General features: G+C 36.4%; 21 protein-coding genes and 2 pseudogenes. 11 read left to right on the top strand and 12 right to left on the bottom strand.

All coding sequences use genetic code 11. From position 1 onward, the window contains the following. Window positions 1-113: 113 nt before the first annotated feature. Window positions 114-680, bottom strand: a complete 567-nt coding sequence (locus tag K2F26_RS02730) for a Uma2 family endonuclease (protein WP_220610253.1) — start codon at window positions 678-680, stop codon at window positions 114-116. A gap of 115 nt (window positions 681-795) precedes the next feature. Here K2F26_RS02730 and K2F26_RS02735 point away from each other — a divergent pair, with 115 nt between their 5' ends. Together K2F26_RS02735 and K2F26_RS02740 are read left to right on the top strand one after the other, a co-directional pair. Then, a complete protein-coding gene (locus K2F26_RS02735; protein WP_220610254.1) occupies window positions 796-2,208 on the top strand; it encodes an aspartate ammonia-lyase in 1,413 nt (470 codons plus the stop codon). Between the two features lie 124 nt (window positions 2,209-2,332). Further along, the gene (locus tag K2F26_RS02740) at window positions 2,333-2,809 is read left to right on the top strand and encodes a DUF29 domain-containing protein (protein WP_220610255.1); all 477 of its coding nucleotides are present in this window, start codon (window positions 2,333-2,335) and stop codon (window positions 2,807-2,809) included. Between the two features lie 67 nt (window positions 2,810-2,876). On the opposite strand, the gene K2F26_RS02745 is transcribed toward K2F26_RS02740, so the two are convergent. Beyond that, window positions 2,877-3,530, bottom strand: coding sequence for a Uma2 family endonuclease (locus K2F26_RS02745; RefSeq protein ID WP_220610256.1), 654 nt, complete (start codon window positions 3,528-3,530; stop codon window positions 2,877-2,879). 134 nt (window positions 3,531-3,664) lie between these two features. Between K2F26_RS02745 and K2F26_RS02750 the strand changes: the two genes are divergently transcribed. From K2F26_RS02750 to K2F26_RS02765, 5 genes are all read left to right on the top strand, one after another. After that, complete coding sequence (locus tag K2F26_RS02750) at window positions 3,665-4,636, top strand: Npun_F2552 family protein (RefSeq protein ID WP_220610257.1); 972 nt, start codon at window positions 3,665-3,667, stop codon at window positions 4,634-4,636. Window positions 4,637-5,090: 454 nt separating this feature from the next. Then, window positions 5,091-5,279, top strand: a complete 189-nt coding sequence (locus tag K2F26_RS24550) for a TLTLP motif-containing protein (protein WP_246605506.1) — start codon at window positions 5,091-5,093, stop codon at window positions 5,277-5,279. Window positions 5,280-5,667: 388 nt separating this feature from the next. After that, window positions 5,668-6,180, top strand: a complete 513-nt coding sequence (locus K2F26_RS02755; protein ID WP_220610258.1) for an inorganic diphosphatase — start codon at window positions 5,668-5,670, stop codon at window positions 6,178-6,180. Window positions 6,181-6,371: 191 nt separating this feature from the next. Continuing rightward, on the top strand, window positions 6,372-6,755 hold the full coding sequence (gene panD, locus K2F26_RS02760; protein ID WP_220610259.1) for an aspartate 1-decarboxylase: 384 nt from the start codon (window positions 6,372-6,374) through the stop codon (window positions 6,753-6,755). A gap of 11 nt (window positions 6,756-6,766) precedes the next feature. Then, window positions 6,767-7,672 (top strand): MBL fold metallo-hydrolase, encoded by a 906-nt coding sequence (locus K2F26_RS02765; protein WP_220610260.1) that lies wholly within the window; start codon window positions 6,767-6,769, stop codon window positions 7,670-7,672. 69 nt (window positions 7,673-7,741) lie between these two features. Here K2F26_RS02765 and K2F26_RS02770 read toward each other — a convergent pair whose 3' ends face one another. From K2F26_RS02770 to K2F26_RS02795, 6 genes and pseudogenes are all read right to left on the bottom strand, one after another. Next, window positions 7,742-8,788, bottom strand: a complete 1,047-nt coding sequence (locus K2F26_RS02770) for an anthranilate phosphoribosyltransferase family protein (RefSeq protein WP_220610261.1) — start codon at window positions 8,786-8,788, stop codon at window positions 7,742-7,744. Window positions 8,789-8,863: 75 nt separating this feature from the next. Beyond that, window positions 8,864-9,808 (bottom strand): LysR family transcriptional regulator, encoded by a 945-nt coding sequence (locus K2F26_RS02775; RefSeq protein ID WP_220610262.1) that lies wholly within the window; start codon window positions 9,806-9,808, stop codon window positions 8,864-8,866. Window positions 9,809-10,005: 197 nt separating this feature from the next. Continuing rightward, on the bottom strand, window positions 10,006-10,446 hold the full coding sequence (locus K2F26_RS02780) for a QcrA and Rieske domain-containing protein (RefSeq protein WP_220610263.1): 441 nt from the start codon (window positions 10,444-10,446) through the stop codon (window positions 10,006-10,008). 72 nt (window positions 10,447-10,518) lie between these two features. Beyond that, on the bottom strand, window positions 10,519-10,725 hold the full coding sequence (locus K2F26_RS02785; RefSeq protein ID WP_096570507.1) for a type II toxin-antitoxin system HicA family toxin: 207 nt from the start codon (window positions 10,723-10,725) through the stop codon (window positions 10,519-10,521). Next, window positions 10,722-10,925: a type II toxin-antitoxin system HicB family antitoxin gene (locus K2F26_RS02790; RefSeq protein WP_137666538.1), complete on the bottom strand. Its 204-nt coding sequence runs from the start codon at window positions 10,923-10,925 to the stop codon at window positions 10,722-10,724. Before K2F26_RS02790 ends, K2F26_RS02785 begins: the two co-directional genes overlap by 4 nt. A gap of 84 nt (window positions 10,926-11,009) precedes the next feature. Further along, a pseudogene (locus tag K2F26_RS02795) lies at window positions 11,010-11,469 on the bottom strand (DUF29 domain-containing protein). A 125-nt stretch (window positions 11,470-11,594) separates the two neighbouring features. Here K2F26_RS02795 and K2F26_RS02800 point away from each other — a divergent pair. The 3 genes from K2F26_RS02800 (at window position 11,595) to K2F26_RS02810 (ending at window position 12,794) form a co-directional block, all read left to right on the top strand. Further along, window positions 11,595-11,819, top strand: coding sequence for a DUF433 domain-containing protein (locus tag K2F26_RS02800; RefSeq protein ID WP_220611755.1), 225 nt, complete (start codon window positions 11,595-11,597; stop codon window positions 11,817-11,819). Window positions 11,820-12,276: 457 nt separating this feature from the next. Further along, on the top strand, window positions 12,277-12,501 hold the full coding sequence (locus K2F26_RS02805; RefSeq protein WP_220610264.1) for an addiction module protein: 225 nt from the start codon (window positions 12,277-12,279) through the stop codon (window positions 12,499-12,501). Then, on the top strand, window positions 12,498-12,794 hold the full coding sequence (locus tag K2F26_RS02810) for a type II toxin-antitoxin system RelE/ParE family toxin (protein WP_220610265.1): 297 nt from the start codon (window positions 12,498-12,500) through the stop codon (window positions 12,792-12,794). The genes K2F26_RS02805 and K2F26_RS02810 overlap by 4 nt, the downstream gene beginning before the upstream one ends. 63 nt (window positions 12,795-12,857) lie before the next feature. On the opposite strand, the gene K2F26_RS02815 is transcribed toward K2F26_RS02810, so the two are convergent. From K2F26_RS02815 to K2F26_RS24555, 4 genes and pseudogenes are all read right to left on the bottom strand, one after another. Then, the gene (locus K2F26_RS02815; protein ID WP_220611756.1) at window positions 12,858-13,112 is read right to left on the bottom strand and encodes a UPF0175 family protein; all 255 of its coding nucleotides are present in this window, start codon (window positions 13,110-13,112) and stop codon (window positions 12,858-12,860) included. Between the two features lie 112 nt (window positions 13,113-13,224). After that, window positions 13,225-14,285: pseudogene (locus tag K2F26_RS02820) on the bottom strand (IS630 family transposase). Next, entirely contained in the window at window positions 14,264-14,734 is a 471-nt protein-coding gene (locus K2F26_RS02825) for a type II toxin-antitoxin system VapC family toxin (protein WP_220610266.1), read from the bottom strand. The pseudogene K2F26_RS02820 and the gene K2F26_RS02825 overlap by 22 nt, the downstream one beginning before the upstream one ends. A gap of 5 nt (window positions 14,735-14,739) precedes the next feature. Continuing rightward, window positions 14,740-15,159, bottom strand: a complete 420-nt coding sequence (locus tag K2F26_RS24555) for a hypothetical protein (RefSeq protein WP_228019521.1) — start codon at window positions 15,157-15,159, stop codon at window positions 14,740-14,742. 383 nt (window positions 15,160-15,542) lie between these two features. On the opposite strand from K2F26_RS24555, the gene K2F26_RS02835 reads away from it, so the two are divergent. After that, window positions 15,543-17,093: a ferredoxin--nitrite reductase gene (locus K2F26_RS02835; RefSeq protein WP_220610267.1), complete on the top strand. Its 1,551-nt coding sequence runs from the start codon at window positions 15,543-15,545 to the stop codon at window positions 17,091-17,093. The last annotated feature ends 78 nt before the right edge of the window (window positions 17,094-17,171 follow it).

The raw sequence follows: 17,171 nt of genomic DNA on the forward strand, positions 1-17,171 counted from the left end.
TAAAGTTTGTTATTTTTCGGGTTTTTCGTTTTCTTACAGGTTTTTTATTAACGAACCGCAAAGTACGCAAAGAACACAAAGAGGTTTTATAAGAAGTCGGTAATATTTTTTATCTATTTTAATTTTAAGCATTCAAATAATTTTCCTAATGTTAAATGTAATTCTTTCATTATTTCGGGAACTGGTAATATGTCTGTTTCATTTTCTAAATAAATTGGTTGTTGGTTTTGGGGATAAATTATGATATTATATTCTTCGGGAATAATTAACCAACCTAAGCTAGTACCATGATTTAAACAATGTAAAATATTTTTGGTAGGTTTGGCTATACTTTGTTCTGGAGAAAGAATTTCAATTGTCCAGTCTGGATGGGTATTAAAAGCATTTTCAATGTTACCTTTTTCATCTACGGGTATTCTATCCCATGCAAATACCGCTATGTCAGGAACTATGGAACGTCCCCCAAATGTACACCTTAATTCTGAAAATGCTAAAGCAATTTTAGCATCTTCAACTACATTGTTAATCGCATTAACTGTTTTCCCTTGTAATCTGCTATGTTTACCTTGTGGCATTGGTTTTTGAATTATTTCTCCGTTAATATATTCGCTTGCAGGTTTGGTTTCTGGTAGTTGTAAAAATTCTTCTAAAGTTAATTTACGGGTGGGTGTTGTTACCATAATATTTTTACCTTTTAGTATTTAACCCAAGTTTATCCTAAAAAAGATTGCTAAATTAGGCTTTTAGCATCCTCACATGGGATGATCTGTATTTTCAGATAACCTACGACACACTATGACTAACAATACAGATTTTCGCATTGAACGGGATTCGATGGGCGATCGCCAAATTGCCAACAACGTCTATTATGGTATTCAAACCCAACGCGCTGTTGAAAATTTCCCCATCAGTGGTTTAAAACCTCTACCCACCTACGTTAACGCAGGTTTATATATCAAAAAAGCTACCGCTATCGTCAACGGTGAATTAAATTGTATTCCCGCAGATATCAGCAAAGCTATCATTCAAGCAGTTGATGAAATTTTAGCCGGTAAACTCCGTGATCAGTTCGTGGTTGATGTTTACCAAGCAGGTGCAGGTACATCTCACCACATGAACATTAATGAAGTTCTCGCCAACCGCGCTTTAGAAATACTCGGTGAGGAAAAAGGTAAATATAAGCGTGTCAGCCCTAATGATCATGTCAACTACGGTCAGTCTACTAACGATGTCATCCCTACCGCTATTCGTATCGGTGGTTTATTAGCACTTTCCCAAACTCTACACCCCGCTTTAGAAACTGCAATTTCTACCTTAGAAGCCAAAGCAGTCGAATTTTACGATATTGTCAAATCTGGAAGAACCCATTTACAGGATGCTGTACCCGTGCGTTTGGGTGAAAACTTCCGCGCTTGGGCGCATATTCTCAGCGAACATCAAAACCGATTATACACCGCTTCCGGTGATTTAATGGTTCTGGGTTTGGGGGGAAGTGCAGCCGGTACAGGAATGAATACCCACCCAGAATACCGTAAACGGGTGGTAGAGACGCTTTCGCAACTATTAGAAATACCTTTAGAACCAGCACCCCATTTAATGGCCGCAATGCAAAGTATGGGTGCGTTTGTTAATGTTTCCGGTGCAGTACGAAATTTAGCACAGGATCTAGTTAAAATCTCCCATGACCTGCGTTTGATGGACTCTGGACCCAAAACCGGGTTTAAGGAAATTCAACTACCCCCAGTGCAACCAGGTTCTTCTATTATGCCAGGGAAATATAATCCCGTGATGGCAGAGATGACATCAATGGTATGTTTTCAGGTGATGGGATATGATAGCGCGATCGCTCTTGCAGCACAAGCAGGACAATTAGAATTAAATGTGATGATGCCTCTTATTGCCTATAATTTAATTCACAGCATTGAAATTTTAGGTAATACAATTGGGGCATTAACTAACAATTGTATTAGCGGAATTACCGCGAACAAAGAAAGATGTTTGGGTTACGCTGAAGGTAGTTTAGCATTAGTTACTGCTTTAAATACTCACATTGGTTATCTTAATGCTGCTGCTGTCGCTAAGGAGTCTTTGGAAACTGGAAAGTCTCTGCGGCAAATTGTTCTGGAAAAGGGTTTAATGACTGAGGAAGAATTAGCTTCTGTTTTAGATTTGGAACAAATGAGTTCTATTGTTCCTCTGGAAAATTAATAAATAGTTTGTAGGGGTTTAGCAATGCTAAACCCTGATTTTTTATCTCACGCAAAGACGCAAAGGTGCAAAGAAACAAAGAAAGATGATATAATAATTATAATACTCTTTTGAGGTGGGAATTATGAAAACTATTCATGATTTAAAACAACTCTATGAAGCTGATGATTCTCAATGGTTGGAAGAAACTATTAAATTATTAAAAAATCGGCAATTTCAAAATTTAGATTTGGAGAATTTAATTGAGGAGTTAGAGGAGTTGGGAAGAAGAGATAAAAGTGCTGTAGCTAGTCTGTTAGAGCAAATTATTCGTCATTTATTACTATTTCAATTTTGGACAAGTGAACACGAGAATAATGGGGTACATTGGCAAAGTGAAATCTATACTTTTAGAGTTCAATTAAACCGCCGACTTAATACAAATTTGCGTAATTATTTAGAATCAGAGTTGGATTTTATTTATCAGGATGCTTTAGGATTTGTGAAAATCAAAACTCAAAATTCTGTGAATTTTCCTTCAGAATCTATTTACAGTCTTTCAGAATTACTTGATCTTGAATGGTATCCTATCGAAATCTCATCACCTCGCAAAAAAAGATAATAGTCTTTATATTCAGATCCCCGACTTCTGAGAACATCAAGAAAAGAAGTCGGGAATATAAAATCTCTTAAATCTCCTCTGGATTCACTCCCAGTTCTCTCAATTTTTCCGCTAATCTCGCTGCTTTTGCTTCTGCTAATTGTCTCTTTTCTTCTAACTCTACATATTTCAGAAATTTCTCTCCATCAGGACGATAAATTTGTAGTTCTCCATCTACAATTTCAAATCTGATCCCTAATTTTGGACTACTAAAACCCTGTATTTCTTCGATTTGTTTTAATTCTGTTTCTGAACGCAAGTAACCAAATAATTCTCCTGTATCTGGATCGTAAATATAATATTCTTCTACTCCATAAGTTTCATAAAATTTGAATTTCTTTAACATCTCTGGAAATGTATTTCCGGGAGAGAGTATTTCAAATACTACTTGGGGAATAATATTATTTTCCTTCCATTGTTGATAAGAACCTCTATCTCCTTTTGGTCTTCCAAATACTACCATGATATCTGGTGCTTGACGCAGTTTATTGTTTCCTTCTACCGGATACCAAAGTAAATCACCTGCTACAAATACATCAGGATTCTCTTTGAATAATGCGTCTATTCCTCCTTGAATTGTTACAATCCATCTAAATTGTTTGGTATTATCTGCCATTGGTTTACCGTCACTATCGGGATATGTAATTTCTGTTTTTTGGGTTGGGGAAATTGTGTTTGTCATTTATTTTTACTCCTAATAAAACATTCTACTTTTTCATGTATTCAGTTTTTTAACTTCTGGCTTTTAGCCGAATGCTGACATTTTAGCTAAAAATAGTCTATATTGTGATATAATAACGCAATTATTAATTAACTATGCAGACACCAAAACCAGCCGTTAGTTTAATTCGGGCTAAATCTTACGAACAAGAGGCTTTAAGAGAATCCTTGACTACGCTGTTAGCACCTTTGGGGGGAATAGCAGCTTTTGTGAAAAAGGGCGATCGCGTACTTTTAAAACCTAATTTACTCACCGGTTCTCGTCCTACTAAAGAATGTACCACACGCCCGGAATTAGTCCGCGCTGTGGCTGAAATGGTGCTGGAAGTGGGAGGTAAACCATTTTTGGGAGATAGTCCCGCTTTTGGTAGTGCTAAAGGTGTCGCTACAGCTAATGGGTTATTACCAATTTTGGAAGATTTGAATATTCCTATTGTGGAATTTCACGGTAAACGTTATCAAACTGTGAATGATAATTTCAATCATCTGTTACTATCAAAAGAAGCAATGGAAGCAGATGTAATTATCAATTTACCTAAAGTTAAATCTCATATGCAATTAACTGTAACTTTGGGTGTGAAAAATCTCTTTGGTTGTGTACCTGGTAAAATGAAAGCCTGGTGGCACATGGAGGCAGGAAAAGATGCCGCAAGATTTGGGGAAATGTTGGTAGAAACTGCCAGAGCAATTAATCCTAGTTTAACCATTTTAGATGGTATTATTGGTCATGAAGGTAATGGTCCTAGTGGTGGTGAACCTCGTGATTTAGGTGTTTTAGCAGCTTCGGATCATGTGTTTGCTTTAGATCGGGCAGTGTTAGAAATTCTCAAAGTTGATCCTCTACAAGTTCCCACAGTTGCAGCTTCTCAAAAATTGGGTATTTGTCCAGAATTAAGTGAAATTGAATTCCCTAATTTATCTCCTGATCTCTTACAAATAGAAGATTGGCGTTTACCTGATAATTTAATGTCAATTGACTTTGCAATGCCCCGTGTCATTAAATCTACTTTTAGGCATCTTTATATCCGGTTTATTAAAGAACCAATGGGTGCTTACGCTAAAGGATAAAAGCTCAAATATATCCTAAATTTTCTCGTTCCCATACTCTGTATGGGAATGAATTTTCAAAGGCTCTGACTTTGGTAAAATCATAGGCAGAGCCTCTATATTGCATTCCCAGTCTGAGACTGGGAACGAGAAATCTAAAATCTAAAATCTAAAATCTAAAATTGCTGTAAATGCACAAGAACATTAATAATTCTGTGACTACGATCACTAAATCGGGTGATTTTGATGTAGTGAAACGAATTTCCAGAAAATATTAATTACCCCATGAAGAAGCAGATGTTTGATATTTCATTTGTAACAAAAATGCCATGTATAAAAAGCTCCTATGCCATTTTTGCAACAGGATAAGTTTCTTTAAAGTTAGCAGCTTGATTTGAGAAAAATAGCTAAAATAGAAATGAAACTCTCTCACAGAGAGTAGAACTACAAGTGATAGGAACAACCAGAATTTTTTATGAATTCAAATAGCCAGTCTGCCAACCCTCCCGACACATATTCCCAACGTGTGGCAGACATTGTGGGAACGGCGATCGCACTCGTGACCCTGATCCTACCTGTATTTATCATTTCCCACTATTCTTCAACTGATGTTCCAAATCCTCGGCAAACCCTGACATACGATTTAGCTAGAAGCAATAAATAACCGCTTTTATTTCCAATTTAGTTGTGCTTTAGCAATTAAAAATTAACAATGAATGAGCAGATCCCTGATTTCTCCCAGAAGTCGGGGATCTGTATTTTGTGCAGTCAGCATTCAGCCGTCGGTTTCTGTCGGTTTCCGGCAGCAGAAATCAGAAACCCACCAATAATATGCTATAAATTACTCTCATTAACAATGGTGTAATTTGACAAAACTCTGCATCTTTGTTACTAACTCAGTCTCACTAGAGACAAAAGCTGATTACTGATAGCTGAAGACTTAACTTTTTGCCCAAAGCCTTGGGAACAGATACACAATTGTCCTAAAATCTAACACGGGGAGCCAAACTGCGTGCTACCTGGATTCTCACTATAAGCGAAGGAGTTTTGTTGTGGATTTATCTCTTATTCCTGCCCAACCTAAACCGGGTGTAGTTAATGTTTTGATTGAAATACCAGGCGGGAGTAAAAATAAATACGAATTTGACAAGGATTTAAACGCTTTTGCCCTAGACCGAGTGCTTTCTTCTTCGGTACAATACCCTTATGACTATGGCTTTATACCCAACACCTTAGCTGATGATGGTGATCCTCTGGATGGGATGGTAATCATGGATGAACCAACTTTTCCAGGTTGTATCATTGCTGCTAGACCAATTGGTTTTTTGGAAATGATTGACGGTGGCGATCGCGATGAAAAAATTCTTTGTGTTCCCGCCAAAGATCCACGTTATGCCAATGTAAACTCCCTCAAAGACATCCATCCCCACCGTTTAGACGAAATTGCTGAATTTTTCCGTTCTTACAAAAATTTGGAGAAAAAGGTAACAGAAATTCTCGGTTGGCAGGATGTAGACAGGGTTGCACCCTTAGTAGAAAAGTTCATCGCTGCTGCTAAAAAATAATAAATGATGGTTAATGGGTAATGGGTAATGGGTAATGGGTAATGGGTAATGGGTAGTAAATTCATTCTTCCCAATCACCAATTACCAATTACCAATCACCAATTACCAATTACCAATCACCCATTACCAAGCACAAACCTGTTTAATAGACTAAAACTACTCCTGGTTGTTGCGGAACAACCCAAAACGAAATGCAGCGCACTCTCCTTTTGGCTAAAATTCATAACTGTACCCTCACAGGGGCAAATATTAACTATGTGGGTAGTATCAGTATCGATCAAGTTCTTTTAGATAAATCTGGTATTTTACCTTATGAACAAGTACAAGTAGTGAATAATGCTAATGGTCAGCGTTTTATTACTTATGCAATTCCGGCTCCAGCTAACTCAGGAATCATTGAGTTGAATGGTGCGGCCGCAAGGCTAGGCATCATAGGCGATCGCTTGATTATAATGACTTACGGGCAGTTTACACTAGAGGAGTTAAAAAATTACTCTCCCACGGTCGTCATTGTGGACGAACAAAACCGAATTTTAGAAGTAAGAAATTACGATGATCTGCTCAGTAAGCTCTAAGTTCAAGGAAAATGTCAAATTTTGAGCCTTCTGATTCCCAAAGCTACGTCAATGATCAATTAACTCCTCCGCTTAATCACCTTGCTGGGGAGTTTTGGGTTAAATTTTGGGGTGTACGAGGTTTAATTCCTACCCCAAACAGTCACACCTGCCGCTATGGTAGTAATACTGCTTGTGTAGAAATATACGTAGCAGGAAAACGCTTGATTTTTGATGGAGGTACTGGCTTACGCATTTTAGGGAAAACTTGGCAACAACAAGAAGAAGCTCTGGAAGCCCATTTATTTTTTACCAACTCCCAATCAAATCGTATCCAAGGATTTCCCTTTTTCGCCCCGGCATTTGTGACGGACAATTGTTTTCATATTTACGGTACGGCTGCTTCCAATGGTGCATCAATTAAACAATGTCTGTGCGATCAGATGCTCCAACCTCACTTTCCTTACCCTTTACAGGTAATGGAGTCAGAGTTGCTTTTTTATAACCTGACTCCTGGCAACGTCATAGAATTAGGTGAGATAAAAGTGACAACAGCCTTAATTAATAAATATCAGAGATCCATAGGCTACAAGGTGAGTTGGGGAAACCATAGTATTGCTTATACAACAGATTTACATAAGAGTCTTGATATACAAGAACAAAACCAGATTTTACCCATTATTCAAGATGTTGATTTATTAGTTGCTAATGCTACCTATACTCCACCAACTGATAAAAATCATGAATATGGGGAATTGCTATGGAAAACTCCAGTAGAATTGGCTCAAACTGCTAATGTGAAAAAATTGGTGATATCTCACCATCACCCAGATGATGATGATGATTTTCTAGACAAAATTCAGGATGAAGTTAAGTCTATTTTTCCTAATGTTGTACTAGCTTCTGAAGGTATGATGTTGTATGTAGGGAAGAGTTGATAGTTGATAGTTGATAGTTTTTACCAATTACCAATTACCAATTACCAATTACCAATTACCTATTACCAATTACCAATTACCTATTACCTCTTGTAGTTTAGCAGCTACTAAACCACTGGTAAATAATTCTCTGGCTTTGTCTATACCAGTCGCAATATCTGGAGAAATGCCACAGTGCCATAGGTAAAAACCGCCATTCCATAAAGCTGTTTGCATCAGTTCGCTGTCATTTCCAGCTAAAACAGATTGCATATCTTTGATGAGTTCTTCGGTTGTACCCAGGGGGACGTTTTTGGGGGTAAAACCATATTCACGGGGTACGAGGTGTAACCTTTCTATTTCTTGTGTTGTGGATGATGATACGCTAATAATGGCAGTGCGATCGCGTGGTAAGTCACAACTACCTTCTAAACCTTTAACGAAGGTATATTTTTTCACTCCTTGCAATTCTAAAGCAGTTTGAAACATAGCTTCAGTGGGTGGATGAACAAAACCGGCAATAATATGAGCATCACCAGCATAAGGACACCAAATTAATTCCATTGTTGCTAATGGTGGCCGTTTTCCTAATTGTTCTCGATATTCCCAAAGAGTGTTAGTGAGGGGAAAATGATGCGGTGTGTAAATAAAACCAAGATGAGTTTTATTAAATATTTCCTGGCTTTTTTCTAAAGATAAATTATTCCAATTAACGCCTAACTTTTGCCAAATTTCTATTAAAGGTAAACCGTATTTTGTCGGATAGCGATCGCCTCCGTGCATAATTACAGGTTGTCCCGCAGATGCTAATAATAAAGCTGTAATAATATTAATTGGTGCAGTGCGAGTTCTGCCATCATAAGGTATACCTAAAACGATGGGAATTTGATGATGATTATTGTTAATTGGTTGTAATTTAGGTCCGAGTTCATAATAAGCATCTAACATTCCTGCTAATTCTTCACCTGTGGGGCGTTTAATACGGTGAGCAATTAAAAAAGCTCCTATTTGTGCAGGTTTAGCTTCAGCTAATAACATCATTTTCATGGCGGTATCAGCTTCAGTACGAGTTAAATTTTCTGAAGTATGACTACCGCTACCGACTTTTTGGATAAATTCTTTAAATGTATGAGACATTGGTAATTGGTAATTGGTAATTGGTAATTGGTAATTGGTAATTGGTAGTATTTTTTAATTTTTAATTTTTAATTGTTATGCTGTCCGCTGTTGTTCTAATTTTGGGGGAATGTTATCACTGACTAATTGCCAAAAATGTTGAATAGGAGGAATTTGTAAACGGTCTTGAGTTGTTACCATGACTACGCGACGAGTTAAACTAGAACTAGAATTATCTGGTAAATTACTATTATTGTCTAGAGGACGAACTGCAAGACTAGGATCAAATTTTGCTTCTATTAATGCTGAATGAGGTAATAAAGCTATTAGTTCTCCTTGACGGACTACTCCGCGAAAAGCATCTAAAGTATTTACTTCTAATGCTGCTTGCAGTTTTGTTCCTAGTTTATCAAAACTATCTTGAATTAAACGCTGCATTCCATAGCCATCTTTAAATACTACCTGGGGATATTTAATTAATTCGTTCCAGGGTATAGATGCAAATTTCGCCAGGGGATGACTCGCTGCTGTTAATACTTCTATCGGTTCATCATATAATGTTTTTACGACCATTTCTTTACCAGTGATTAAAAAGCGATTGTGCATGACTATTGCTAAATCTACAAGTCCATCTTTGAGGACTTTGAGAGAGCGATCGCTTCCTAATGATGTTACTCTTAATTGTACTTGGGGATAATCATGACAAAATTTTTGTAACACTGGTGGTAAGTAAGAAGCACAAATAGAATGAATGGCCGCAATACATAATTCTGGTTGCTTTCCTGCTACTAAATCTGCTAATTCTGAAATTGCTGTATCCCATTCTTGGCAAATTTTCCGCACACGGGGAAGCAAACGTTCACCCCCCAATGTGAGTTTAGCGTGGGTGGTTCTGTGAAACAGTTCTACACCTAAATCTGCTTCTAAACCCTGAATTTGTCTACTAATTGTAGATTGGGTGACACCACATTTTTTTGCTGCTTGTTGAAAACTGCCAGTTTGGGCGATCGCCAAAAAAGCTTGTAACTGCTCTAAACGCATAGGTAGCAGGAATTACATTCCCAATTTTAATAAACTTAACAAAGTTAACAAGTTGATTACATTATTTTAGTAGATTATGATACAAAATTTGGTAAAAATTTCTGATATTGCAGTCAAAATTCAGTAGGAGTTTAGCATTGCTAAACCCGTACAGAATAAAATCATCTTGATGCTTGATTGAGTAATAGAAATCTTTACTAAGCTGGTTTAACAAACACAGAATCATTTTCAATCTTAGCTAGGTAGGTTCTTAGCGGTTTTTCGGCTGGTGCTGCTTGCACTTTACCATCACGGGCAAATTTTGCATCATGACAGGGACAGACAAATTGATTTTTATCTGTTTTCCATGCAACGGTACAACCTTGATGAGTGCAGGTAGGGTTAACAGCAATTAAATTTTTTGCAGCTTTAGATGTACCAACTACCAACACTGCACCTACTGGAGAATCTTCTACTAATAATTGCCCTGTTTTGTCTAATTCTGCTACAGTACCGATTTTTTGCCAGTCTTTAGCAGCACCCTGAGAAGGGGAAGATGCTGTTGTTGTTGTGTCTGTAGTACAAGCTGCTATAGCTACAGGTAAGGAACTTGCTAATAAACCTAAACCGACCCAGTTGAAAAATTCACGACGTTTCATAGATGCTGTGATTTATGGTTTGATTTTTGACTATTGTTTATTATTACTCATAAATTGATTTTTGTCGTGAATTTAATCAAGATAATCAAATAATTCCGCTTGTTTTAATAAGTGTCTTAGCAATCCTATTTTAATATCTTTATTGCCATGAATAGGCACAGATATTTTTACATTCATACCCGGTTTACCATAAATATGATGACTTCCTTGGATTCTAATTAATACCCAATCATGTTTTTCCAAGATTTTAGCTAATTCCTTACCCGTCATTGATTTCATATAGCTATTTCTAAAACCTTAGCATTATCTTGTAGTTGAATATCATTGATATCTACTGATAAATAGCCTTCAATAGCTTCATATAAATTTTGTAAAAGTTCCTCAAAAGAATCTCCTTGAGTAGCACAACCTGGAAGAGAAGGAACTTCCGCCCAATATCCGCCTTCTTCTGCTTGATGTACAATGATTTTTAGTTTCATGATTTTACCGTTAATTGATTTGATTAAGATTATAGCACAATGTGGTTAAATTAACTATAACAGTTTTAGTATTGATGACTATTTTCACTGAAACCAGTTTTCATCTAATATTTGTTCTAAAGAACCGATAGGAATAATAGGGAATGTATCAAGGGGAAGTTGAGAACGATCTGATGCTTCTTTTCTAGCATCTTGATAACATTCATCAAATATTTCTAAAATGTAAGGTTTTAAACTAGGACTATCTTTCAGTTCATCTTTTAGTTGTATTCTAAATCTTCTAATTTCACCTTTCCAATGTCCTTGATTTCTTTCTCTTTCATTATCCCAATATTTTAGTTTTTAAATGTACAAGGAGTTTAATTAATAAATGGTAAATTGTGCTTTTTTGAGTTCTAAATAGAGTTTCTAATTCTTCTAATAAGTTCTCTAAATCAACAGCAGAAAATTGTCCTGTGCGAAGTTGGTTAATAGTTGTTTTTATCCACAGGTAATAATCTTGATCGTATAAGGTTTGAGTTTTGGGTTGTGTTGATGTAACCATATACTGGTGAGGATTTTACTATTTATTTTATTCTAGCTTAATTTAGGGATTAATGTTATTAATTGAGTTGCAGATTTTACCAATTTGATGTATCCTAAAAATAAGAGTTTATGAAATTAGCTTATATGTCAAATTTGTTGGAAAGAATTACAATTAATCCTAAACAATGTGGTGGTCGTCCCTGTATTCGGGGAATGAGAATTAGGGTATCAGATGTATTAGATTTGTTTGCTGTTGGTTTAAATGCTGAAGAAATACTAGAGGAAATGCCGGATCTTGAAGCTGATGATCTTAAAGCTGCACTTTTATACGCTTCACGAAAACTCAATCATCCGGTGTTAGTTGCATGATAATCTGGGTTGATGCACATTTATCGCTATCTGCTGAGGAAAATTCTGAGTATAAATTTACTGGAAGCTGTCAATATTTTATCTTTTGGTTAAGCACTAATTGAAATTACTTGACTTAAATGGAGTGTAATGATACACTATAGCAAGTGATATCTAATTTATAAAAAGTTACACAACTTTTTGGGGAAATACTTAATTAATATGTCAAATAGTAATGATAATTTAGCTCAACTCCGCACTTGTATTGTTGATATATCCGTTTCCTCCACCTTGTTTGGATTTTGATGAATACAAGTCACGTTCCGAATCAATAAATAATTAGAATTAGCAAACAAAATAATTATTTTATAATATACCAAACAGCACGATCGCTCCCTGACATTAATTCAAAGCATGAAGCGATCGCCTACACTATAAAATAGATGTATGCCTTATCTTCGTTTTGAGGTCAATAAACATGGACATCAGTACAACCTTAAATCAGATCAAAGCTCTGAGTATTGCAGAGAGAATTAGTATTGTCCAAGAGATTTTAGCAAGTATCGCAGCAGAACAAGCATATCCTGATTTAACAACAGCGCAAAAACAAGAACTTGATCGTCGCATCACTGATTATGAATCAAATCCAGATAATGTGATGACATGGGAAGAAATTAAAACTTCAATTAGAGGAAAACAATGAATTATGTTCTAGTTTTTCGTCCAGAAGTTCGTGAAGAACTAGATGAGGCGTATATATGGTATCAAAATCAGCAAGCAGGACTTGGTGATGAGTTTTTAGACTGCGTGGATGAAATGCTAAATCGCATTTGTCAAATGCCAGAATCTTATGCAGTGGTCTATCTTGACGTGCGACGGGTAGTAGTGCGACGTTTTCCCTACGCCATATACTACCGAATTGTGTCGAGTCGTATAATTGTGACAGCAATTTTTCACAGTCGAAGAGATCCAAAATCATGGCAAATGCGAACCTAAAAAATAGAAGTTAATCACAAATAGTAATTAAAGGAGAAGTATCTAATAACAATTTAGCTAGTATTAGGCATTTTCCATATCTGATAATAATTCTTCTTCACTTAAATCAATTAACGGTACTCCATAATCATTTAATTTCATCATAAAAGTCACTCTCTCAACTCCTAATAAACCCGCAGCCATACCAGAAGAAAGGCGTTTCATTTCATATAATTTTACAGCCATAGCCCATTTTGCTTCTTGTTCAAACTGTTCTCTAGTTTTACCAACAGCATCAGGTAAAGTTTCAGGGTAGTTAATTTTAAGTTGTAAAGAAATAATTTATTCTATAGCAAAGGTTGATAAAATTATAACAAATTACCATCCCATCTGCTATATTATCTAATTTTCCCTTATTCCTCTAATATCATGTCCGGGTAATGACTTACGATTAAGCGCCAGTTTGCAACCACCAATGAAAACCCGTCAAACCACGAATTAAATCAGGCTGTTGGAGTAAAGATTGACACCGATGAAATAAGACATCCTCTAAATCATCGAGTGTCTCAAAAGATTGATTAGCAATTGGTTCGTCCACCAAAGTCCAAAGCCTTTCTGCGGGTTGTAATTCAGGTGAGTGAGATGGTAATAATGTTAAATGCAGCCCTTCGGGAATCTGTAAACTCTTACTGGTATGCCATCCGGCTTGGTCAACGGCTAAAAGAATACGTTTATTAGCACCTAAGCCAAATTCTTGAGCAAAATCGGCTAAAACCTGATTGAATAGCTCTGTGTTCACATAAGGAAGAATCCACCAATAGGTTTCTCCAGTTTTAGGATGTACAAAAGCATACAACCATAGCCATTTAAACCGCCAATTCACATCAGCAATTGGTTGTTCTCCTTCTGGTACATAAACTCGTCGTAAAACTGGTTTAAGTCCCAAGCGATGTTCATCTTCGCACCACAACTGAATTTCCGCATCTGGGTAGCTGGTTTGCAGTTGTTCTACTTCTGTAGCAATTTTTTTTTCCAGGCTTGTTGTTCAAAAGGGTCGCTTTTTGTATGAGACGGACGGGGTACTCTGAGCCTGAAAGTCATCTGCCGCAATATTTCCCATCCCCTCTGTCTGCTTATCTTTGTTCCTGTGACTTCACTCAACCAATCTGCTACCTTTCTCCCATTCCATAATCCTCCATCTGGTGCTTTTTCTTGTAACGCTTGCCATAAATGTGCCTGCTGGATATCATCTACTAGCGGCTGTGTACCTTGGTTTAACTGTCTACGATCGCCTAATCCTTCGATCCCTAACTCGTTGTATCTTTTTACCAATGCGTACATCCATGTTCTGCTGTAGCCTGTGATTTCCTCGATTTCTTCCGTTTTTTTGCCTTGCGCTACTAACCAAATAATCTGGTACTGACGGCTTTCTATCCCGTCTTTAGCTTGACGGTAACGTTTTTCTAACTCTTCAATACTCAGATGTGTGGCTACACTAATTCGTTTCGGCATTGGTCATCTTTGCACTCACCTCTTTTATCGTAAGCGATTAGCCGGACATGATATAACCAATTCTCCACAGTTAAACCCTCAACTCTCAACAAATCACTATCATTAGAAACCACAGTAAAACCCTTAATAATAGCAGTTGCAGCAATTAAAATATCTTCCGTTTGAATCGGTAAACCTCGTAACCTGAGATTTGCATGAATTTCTGCTGCTTTTTCCACAATTGCTAAATCATCTAAGAAAAGGATTTGATAATCCTTACAAAAATTATCAAATATTTCTAACTTTTTAGTGGCTTTAGCTGCAAATAAACCTCTTTTAATTTCAAAGTAAGTAATACAACTAATAGAGACTAATTCCTTGCGAGATCGTAATTGATCTAATTTTTCTTTAATTATCAGGTTATTTCTCATGGCAAAAGAAACAATGTTTGTATCTAATAAATAACTCATTTTTTCTACTTCCTTTTTACAACTTCATCAAAAATAGCTACTTGTTCAGGAGTTAAATCATCTAACAACCCTGACAACATTTGTACAGACAAGATACCACTACATCTATTTTTTAAGTCTTCTTCTTCCATCATATAAAACTCTCCAATAGATACATTTTTATCAAATATCTTACATAAATGTTGAATCATTTCCTCTGGATTAAGTTCTTCCTTAAATAAAGGACGTTCTTCCATTAAAATATTCACAACTTTCTCAATTCTATTTTTCATAGCTTCTTTTTCCTTGTCCTTATTGTGTTCTTTATTGTCATCTGACACAAGAATAATTACTCTCACTTGACTAGATGTGTCAATATGTAAAGGTTCATCTAATAATAATTGACCTTTTTCATCAATTTTACCCGTTACTTCAAAAGCTTTCATTGTTTAACCTCACCTAAAATTATTTCTCTTGAAATCATCATTGATTCCTATTATATCAGATTCCAAAAATATCTGCGTTCATCTGCGTTCATCTGCGTTAAATAATTACTGGGAATGGCAATATTTACCCTTTCCAAAACTGAGAAATACTAATAAGATATGCAAAAAACGCAATCCCAATATCCGTTTTCTGCATAATTCTAGAAATTTCGTAACACACTATACGAATTGTTATAAAAATTCACCTTAACTTAGCAATATCGAAATTGTTACAACCACCAACCAGGAAACTACTATCAGTTGTTTTCTTAAAAGTGGAAAGTACAGCACCGATAAGAACACGGATACACAATTAATTAAGTCCTGTTCCCAAAAAACAACCCATGACAGAAACAGCAACTACCATCGAAAAACTGAATAAATTCGAGAAATTCAAAGCTGAAAAAGACGGACTTGCAGTTAAAGACGAAATCAGCGAATTTGTGAAAATTGGTTGGGAAGCAATGGACGAAAACGACCTCAACCATCGCCTAAAATGGTTAGGTGTATTTTTTCGCCCAGTGACACCCGGAAAATTCATGATGCGGATGCGGATACCTAACGGTATTCTCACTAGCAGTCAAGTGTATATTTTAGCAGAAGTGATACAGCGTTACGGTGACGACGGCAGCGCAGATATCACCACTAGACAAAATATACAACTTCGCGGGATCAATTTTTCAGATATTCCTGACATCTTTAATAAATTTAACACCGTTGGGTTAACAAGCATTCAATCCGGTATGGATAACATCCGTAATATTACAGGTGATCCTGTAGCGGGTTTAGATGCTAACGAGTTGTACGACACCAGAGAATTAGTGCAGCAAATTCAAGATATGCTCACTAATAATGGTAAAGGAAACCCAGAATTTACCAATCTTCCTCGTAAATTTAACATTGCGGTAACTGGAGGAAAAGATAATTCAGTTCACGCAGAAATCAATGATTTAGCATTTGTACCAGCATTTAAAGAAGGATTTGGTTTTAATGTTTTAGTCGGTGGTTTTTTCTCCGGTAAACGTTGTGAAGCAGCTATTCCTTTAAATGTGTGGGTAAAACCCGAAGAAGTAGTTAGTTTATGTAAAGCAATTGTCGAAATTTTCCGGGATCATGGTTTACGTCTCAACCGTCAAAAAGCCCGGTTAATGTGGTTAATTGATGAATGGGGTTTAGAAAAATTCCGTTCAGAAGTAGAAAAACGCTGGGGAAAAACATTTAAAACCGCAGCACCAAAAGACGAAATAGACTGGGAAAAACGGGATCATATTGGTATTTATCCCCAAAAAAAACCAGGATTAAATTATGTAGGTTTAAACATTCCCGTAGGTAGATTATCTGCCGATGATATGTTTGAACTTGCCCGGATAGCAGAAGTTTATGGCAGTGGCGAAATTAGGTTTACAGTCGAACAAAACGCCATAATTCCTAATATTCCCGATTCAGCTTTAAACGCATTTTTAACAGAACCATTGTTAAATAAATTTGGTGTTAATCCTGGTTTATTAACGCGAGCAGTGGTATCTTGTACAGGCGCACAATTTTGTAACTTCGCATTAATAGAAACAAAAAATCGTGCCGTTGCCATGAGTAAAGCATTAGAACGGGAATTAATATTATCAAAACCCGTCCGTATTCATTGGACAGGATGCCCAAATTCTTGCGGACAACCCCAAGTAGCAGACATTGGTTTAATGGGTACAAAAGTCCGTAAAAACGGGCAAACAGTAGAAGGCGTTGACATTTATATGGGTGGGAAAGTTGGTAAAGATGCTAAACTAGGAACTTGTGTACAAAAAAGCGTTCCTTGTGAAGATGTACAACCCATATTAAAAGAAATACTCATTCAAAACTTCGGTGCAAAACTTAGGGAAGAAGCCTTAATTTCCCATTAAATAAACCGAAAAATATAGACATCATTGAAAACTCCAATCAAACCTGGGCAATGATTTTCTATTAGCATAAATCTAAAA

Origin of the sequence: Sphaerospermopsis torques-reginae ITEP-024, from assembly GCF_019598945.1 — a bacterium.
In the GTDB taxonomy this organism is placed as follows: domain Bacteria; phylum Cyanobacteriota; class Cyanobacteriia; order Cyanobacteriales; family Nostocaceae; genus Sphaerospermopsis.

Excerpts from the sequence above, each read along its gene's own strand:
- K2F26_RS24555 (WP_228019521.1), bottom strand. The coding sequence starts at position 15,159 with ATGAAAGCTTTTGAAGTAACGGGTAAAATTGATGAAAAAGGTCAATTA.
- K2F26_RS02800 (WP_220611755.1), top strand. The coding sequence starts at position 11,595 with ATGTCAAATTTGTTGGAAAGAATTACAATTAATCCTAAACAATGTGGT.
- K2F26_RS02805 (WP_220610264.1), top strand. The coding sequence starts at position 12,277 with ATGGACATCAGTACAACCTTAAATCAGATCAAAGCTCTGAGTATTGCA.
- K2F26_RS02735 (WP_220610254.1), top strand. The coding sequence starts at position 796 with ATGACTAACAATACAGATTTTCGCATTGAACGGGATTCGATGGGCGAT.
- K2F26_RS02775 (WP_220610262.1), bottom strand. The coding sequence starts at position 9,808 with ATGCGTTTAGAGCAGTTACAAGCTTTTTTGGCGATCGCCCAAACTGGC.
- K2F26_RS02730 (WP_220610253.1), bottom strand. The coding sequence starts at position 680 with ATGGTAACAACACCCACCCGTAAATTAACTTTAGAAGAATTTTTACAA.
- K2F26_RS02770 (WP_220610261.1), bottom strand. The coding sequence starts at position 8,788 with ATGTCTCATACATTTAAAGAATTTATCCAAAAAGTCGGTAGCGGTAGT.
- K2F26_RS02825 (WP_220610266.1), bottom strand. The coding sequence starts at position 14,734 with ATGAGTTATTTATTAGATACAAACATTGTTTCTTTTGCCATGAGAAAT.
- K2F26_RS02780 (WP_220610263.1), bottom strand. The coding sequence starts at position 10,446 with ATGAAACGTCGTGAATTTTTCAACTGGGTCGGTTTAGGTTTATTAGCA.
- K2F26_RS24550 (WP_246605506.1), top strand. The coding sequence starts at position 5,091 with ATGAATTCAAATAGCCAGTCTGCCAACCCTCCCGACACATATTCCCAA.
- K2F26_RS02785 (WP_096570507.1), bottom strand. The coding sequence starts at position 10,725 with ATGAAATCAATGACGGGTAAGGAATTAGCTAAAATCTTGGAAAAACAT.
- K2F26_RS02745 (WP_220610256.1), bottom strand. The coding sequence starts at position 3,530 with ATGACAAACACAATTTCCCCAACCCAAAAAACAGAAATTACATATCCC.
- K2F26_RS02835 (WP_220610267.1), top strand. The coding sequence starts at position 15,543 with ATGACAGAAACAGCAACTACCATCGAAAAACTGAATAAATTCGAGAAA.
- K2F26_RS02765 (WP_220610260.1), top strand. The coding sequence starts at position 6,767 with ATGTCAAATTTTGAGCCTTCTGATTCCCAAAGCTACGTCAATGATCAA.
- K2F26_RS02790 (WP_137666538.1), bottom strand. The coding sequence starts at position 10,925 with ATGAAACTAAAAATCATTGTACATCAAGCAGAAGAAGGCGGATATTGG.
- K2F26_RS02740 (WP_220610255.1), top strand. The coding sequence starts at position 2,333 with ATGAAAACTATTCATGATTTAAAACAACTCTATGAAGCTGATGATTCT.
- panD (WP_220610259.1), top strand. The coding sequence starts at position 6,372 with ATGCAGCGCACTCTCCTTTTGGCTAAAATTCATAACTGTACCCTCACA.
- K2F26_RS02750 (WP_220610257.1), top strand. The coding sequence starts at position 3,665 with ATGCAGACACCAAAACCAGCCGTTAGTTTAATTCGGGCTAAATCTTAC.
- K2F26_RS02810 (WP_220610265.1), top strand. The coding sequence starts at position 12,498 with ATGAATTATGTTCTAGTTTTTCGTCCAGAAGTTCGTGAAGAACTAGAT.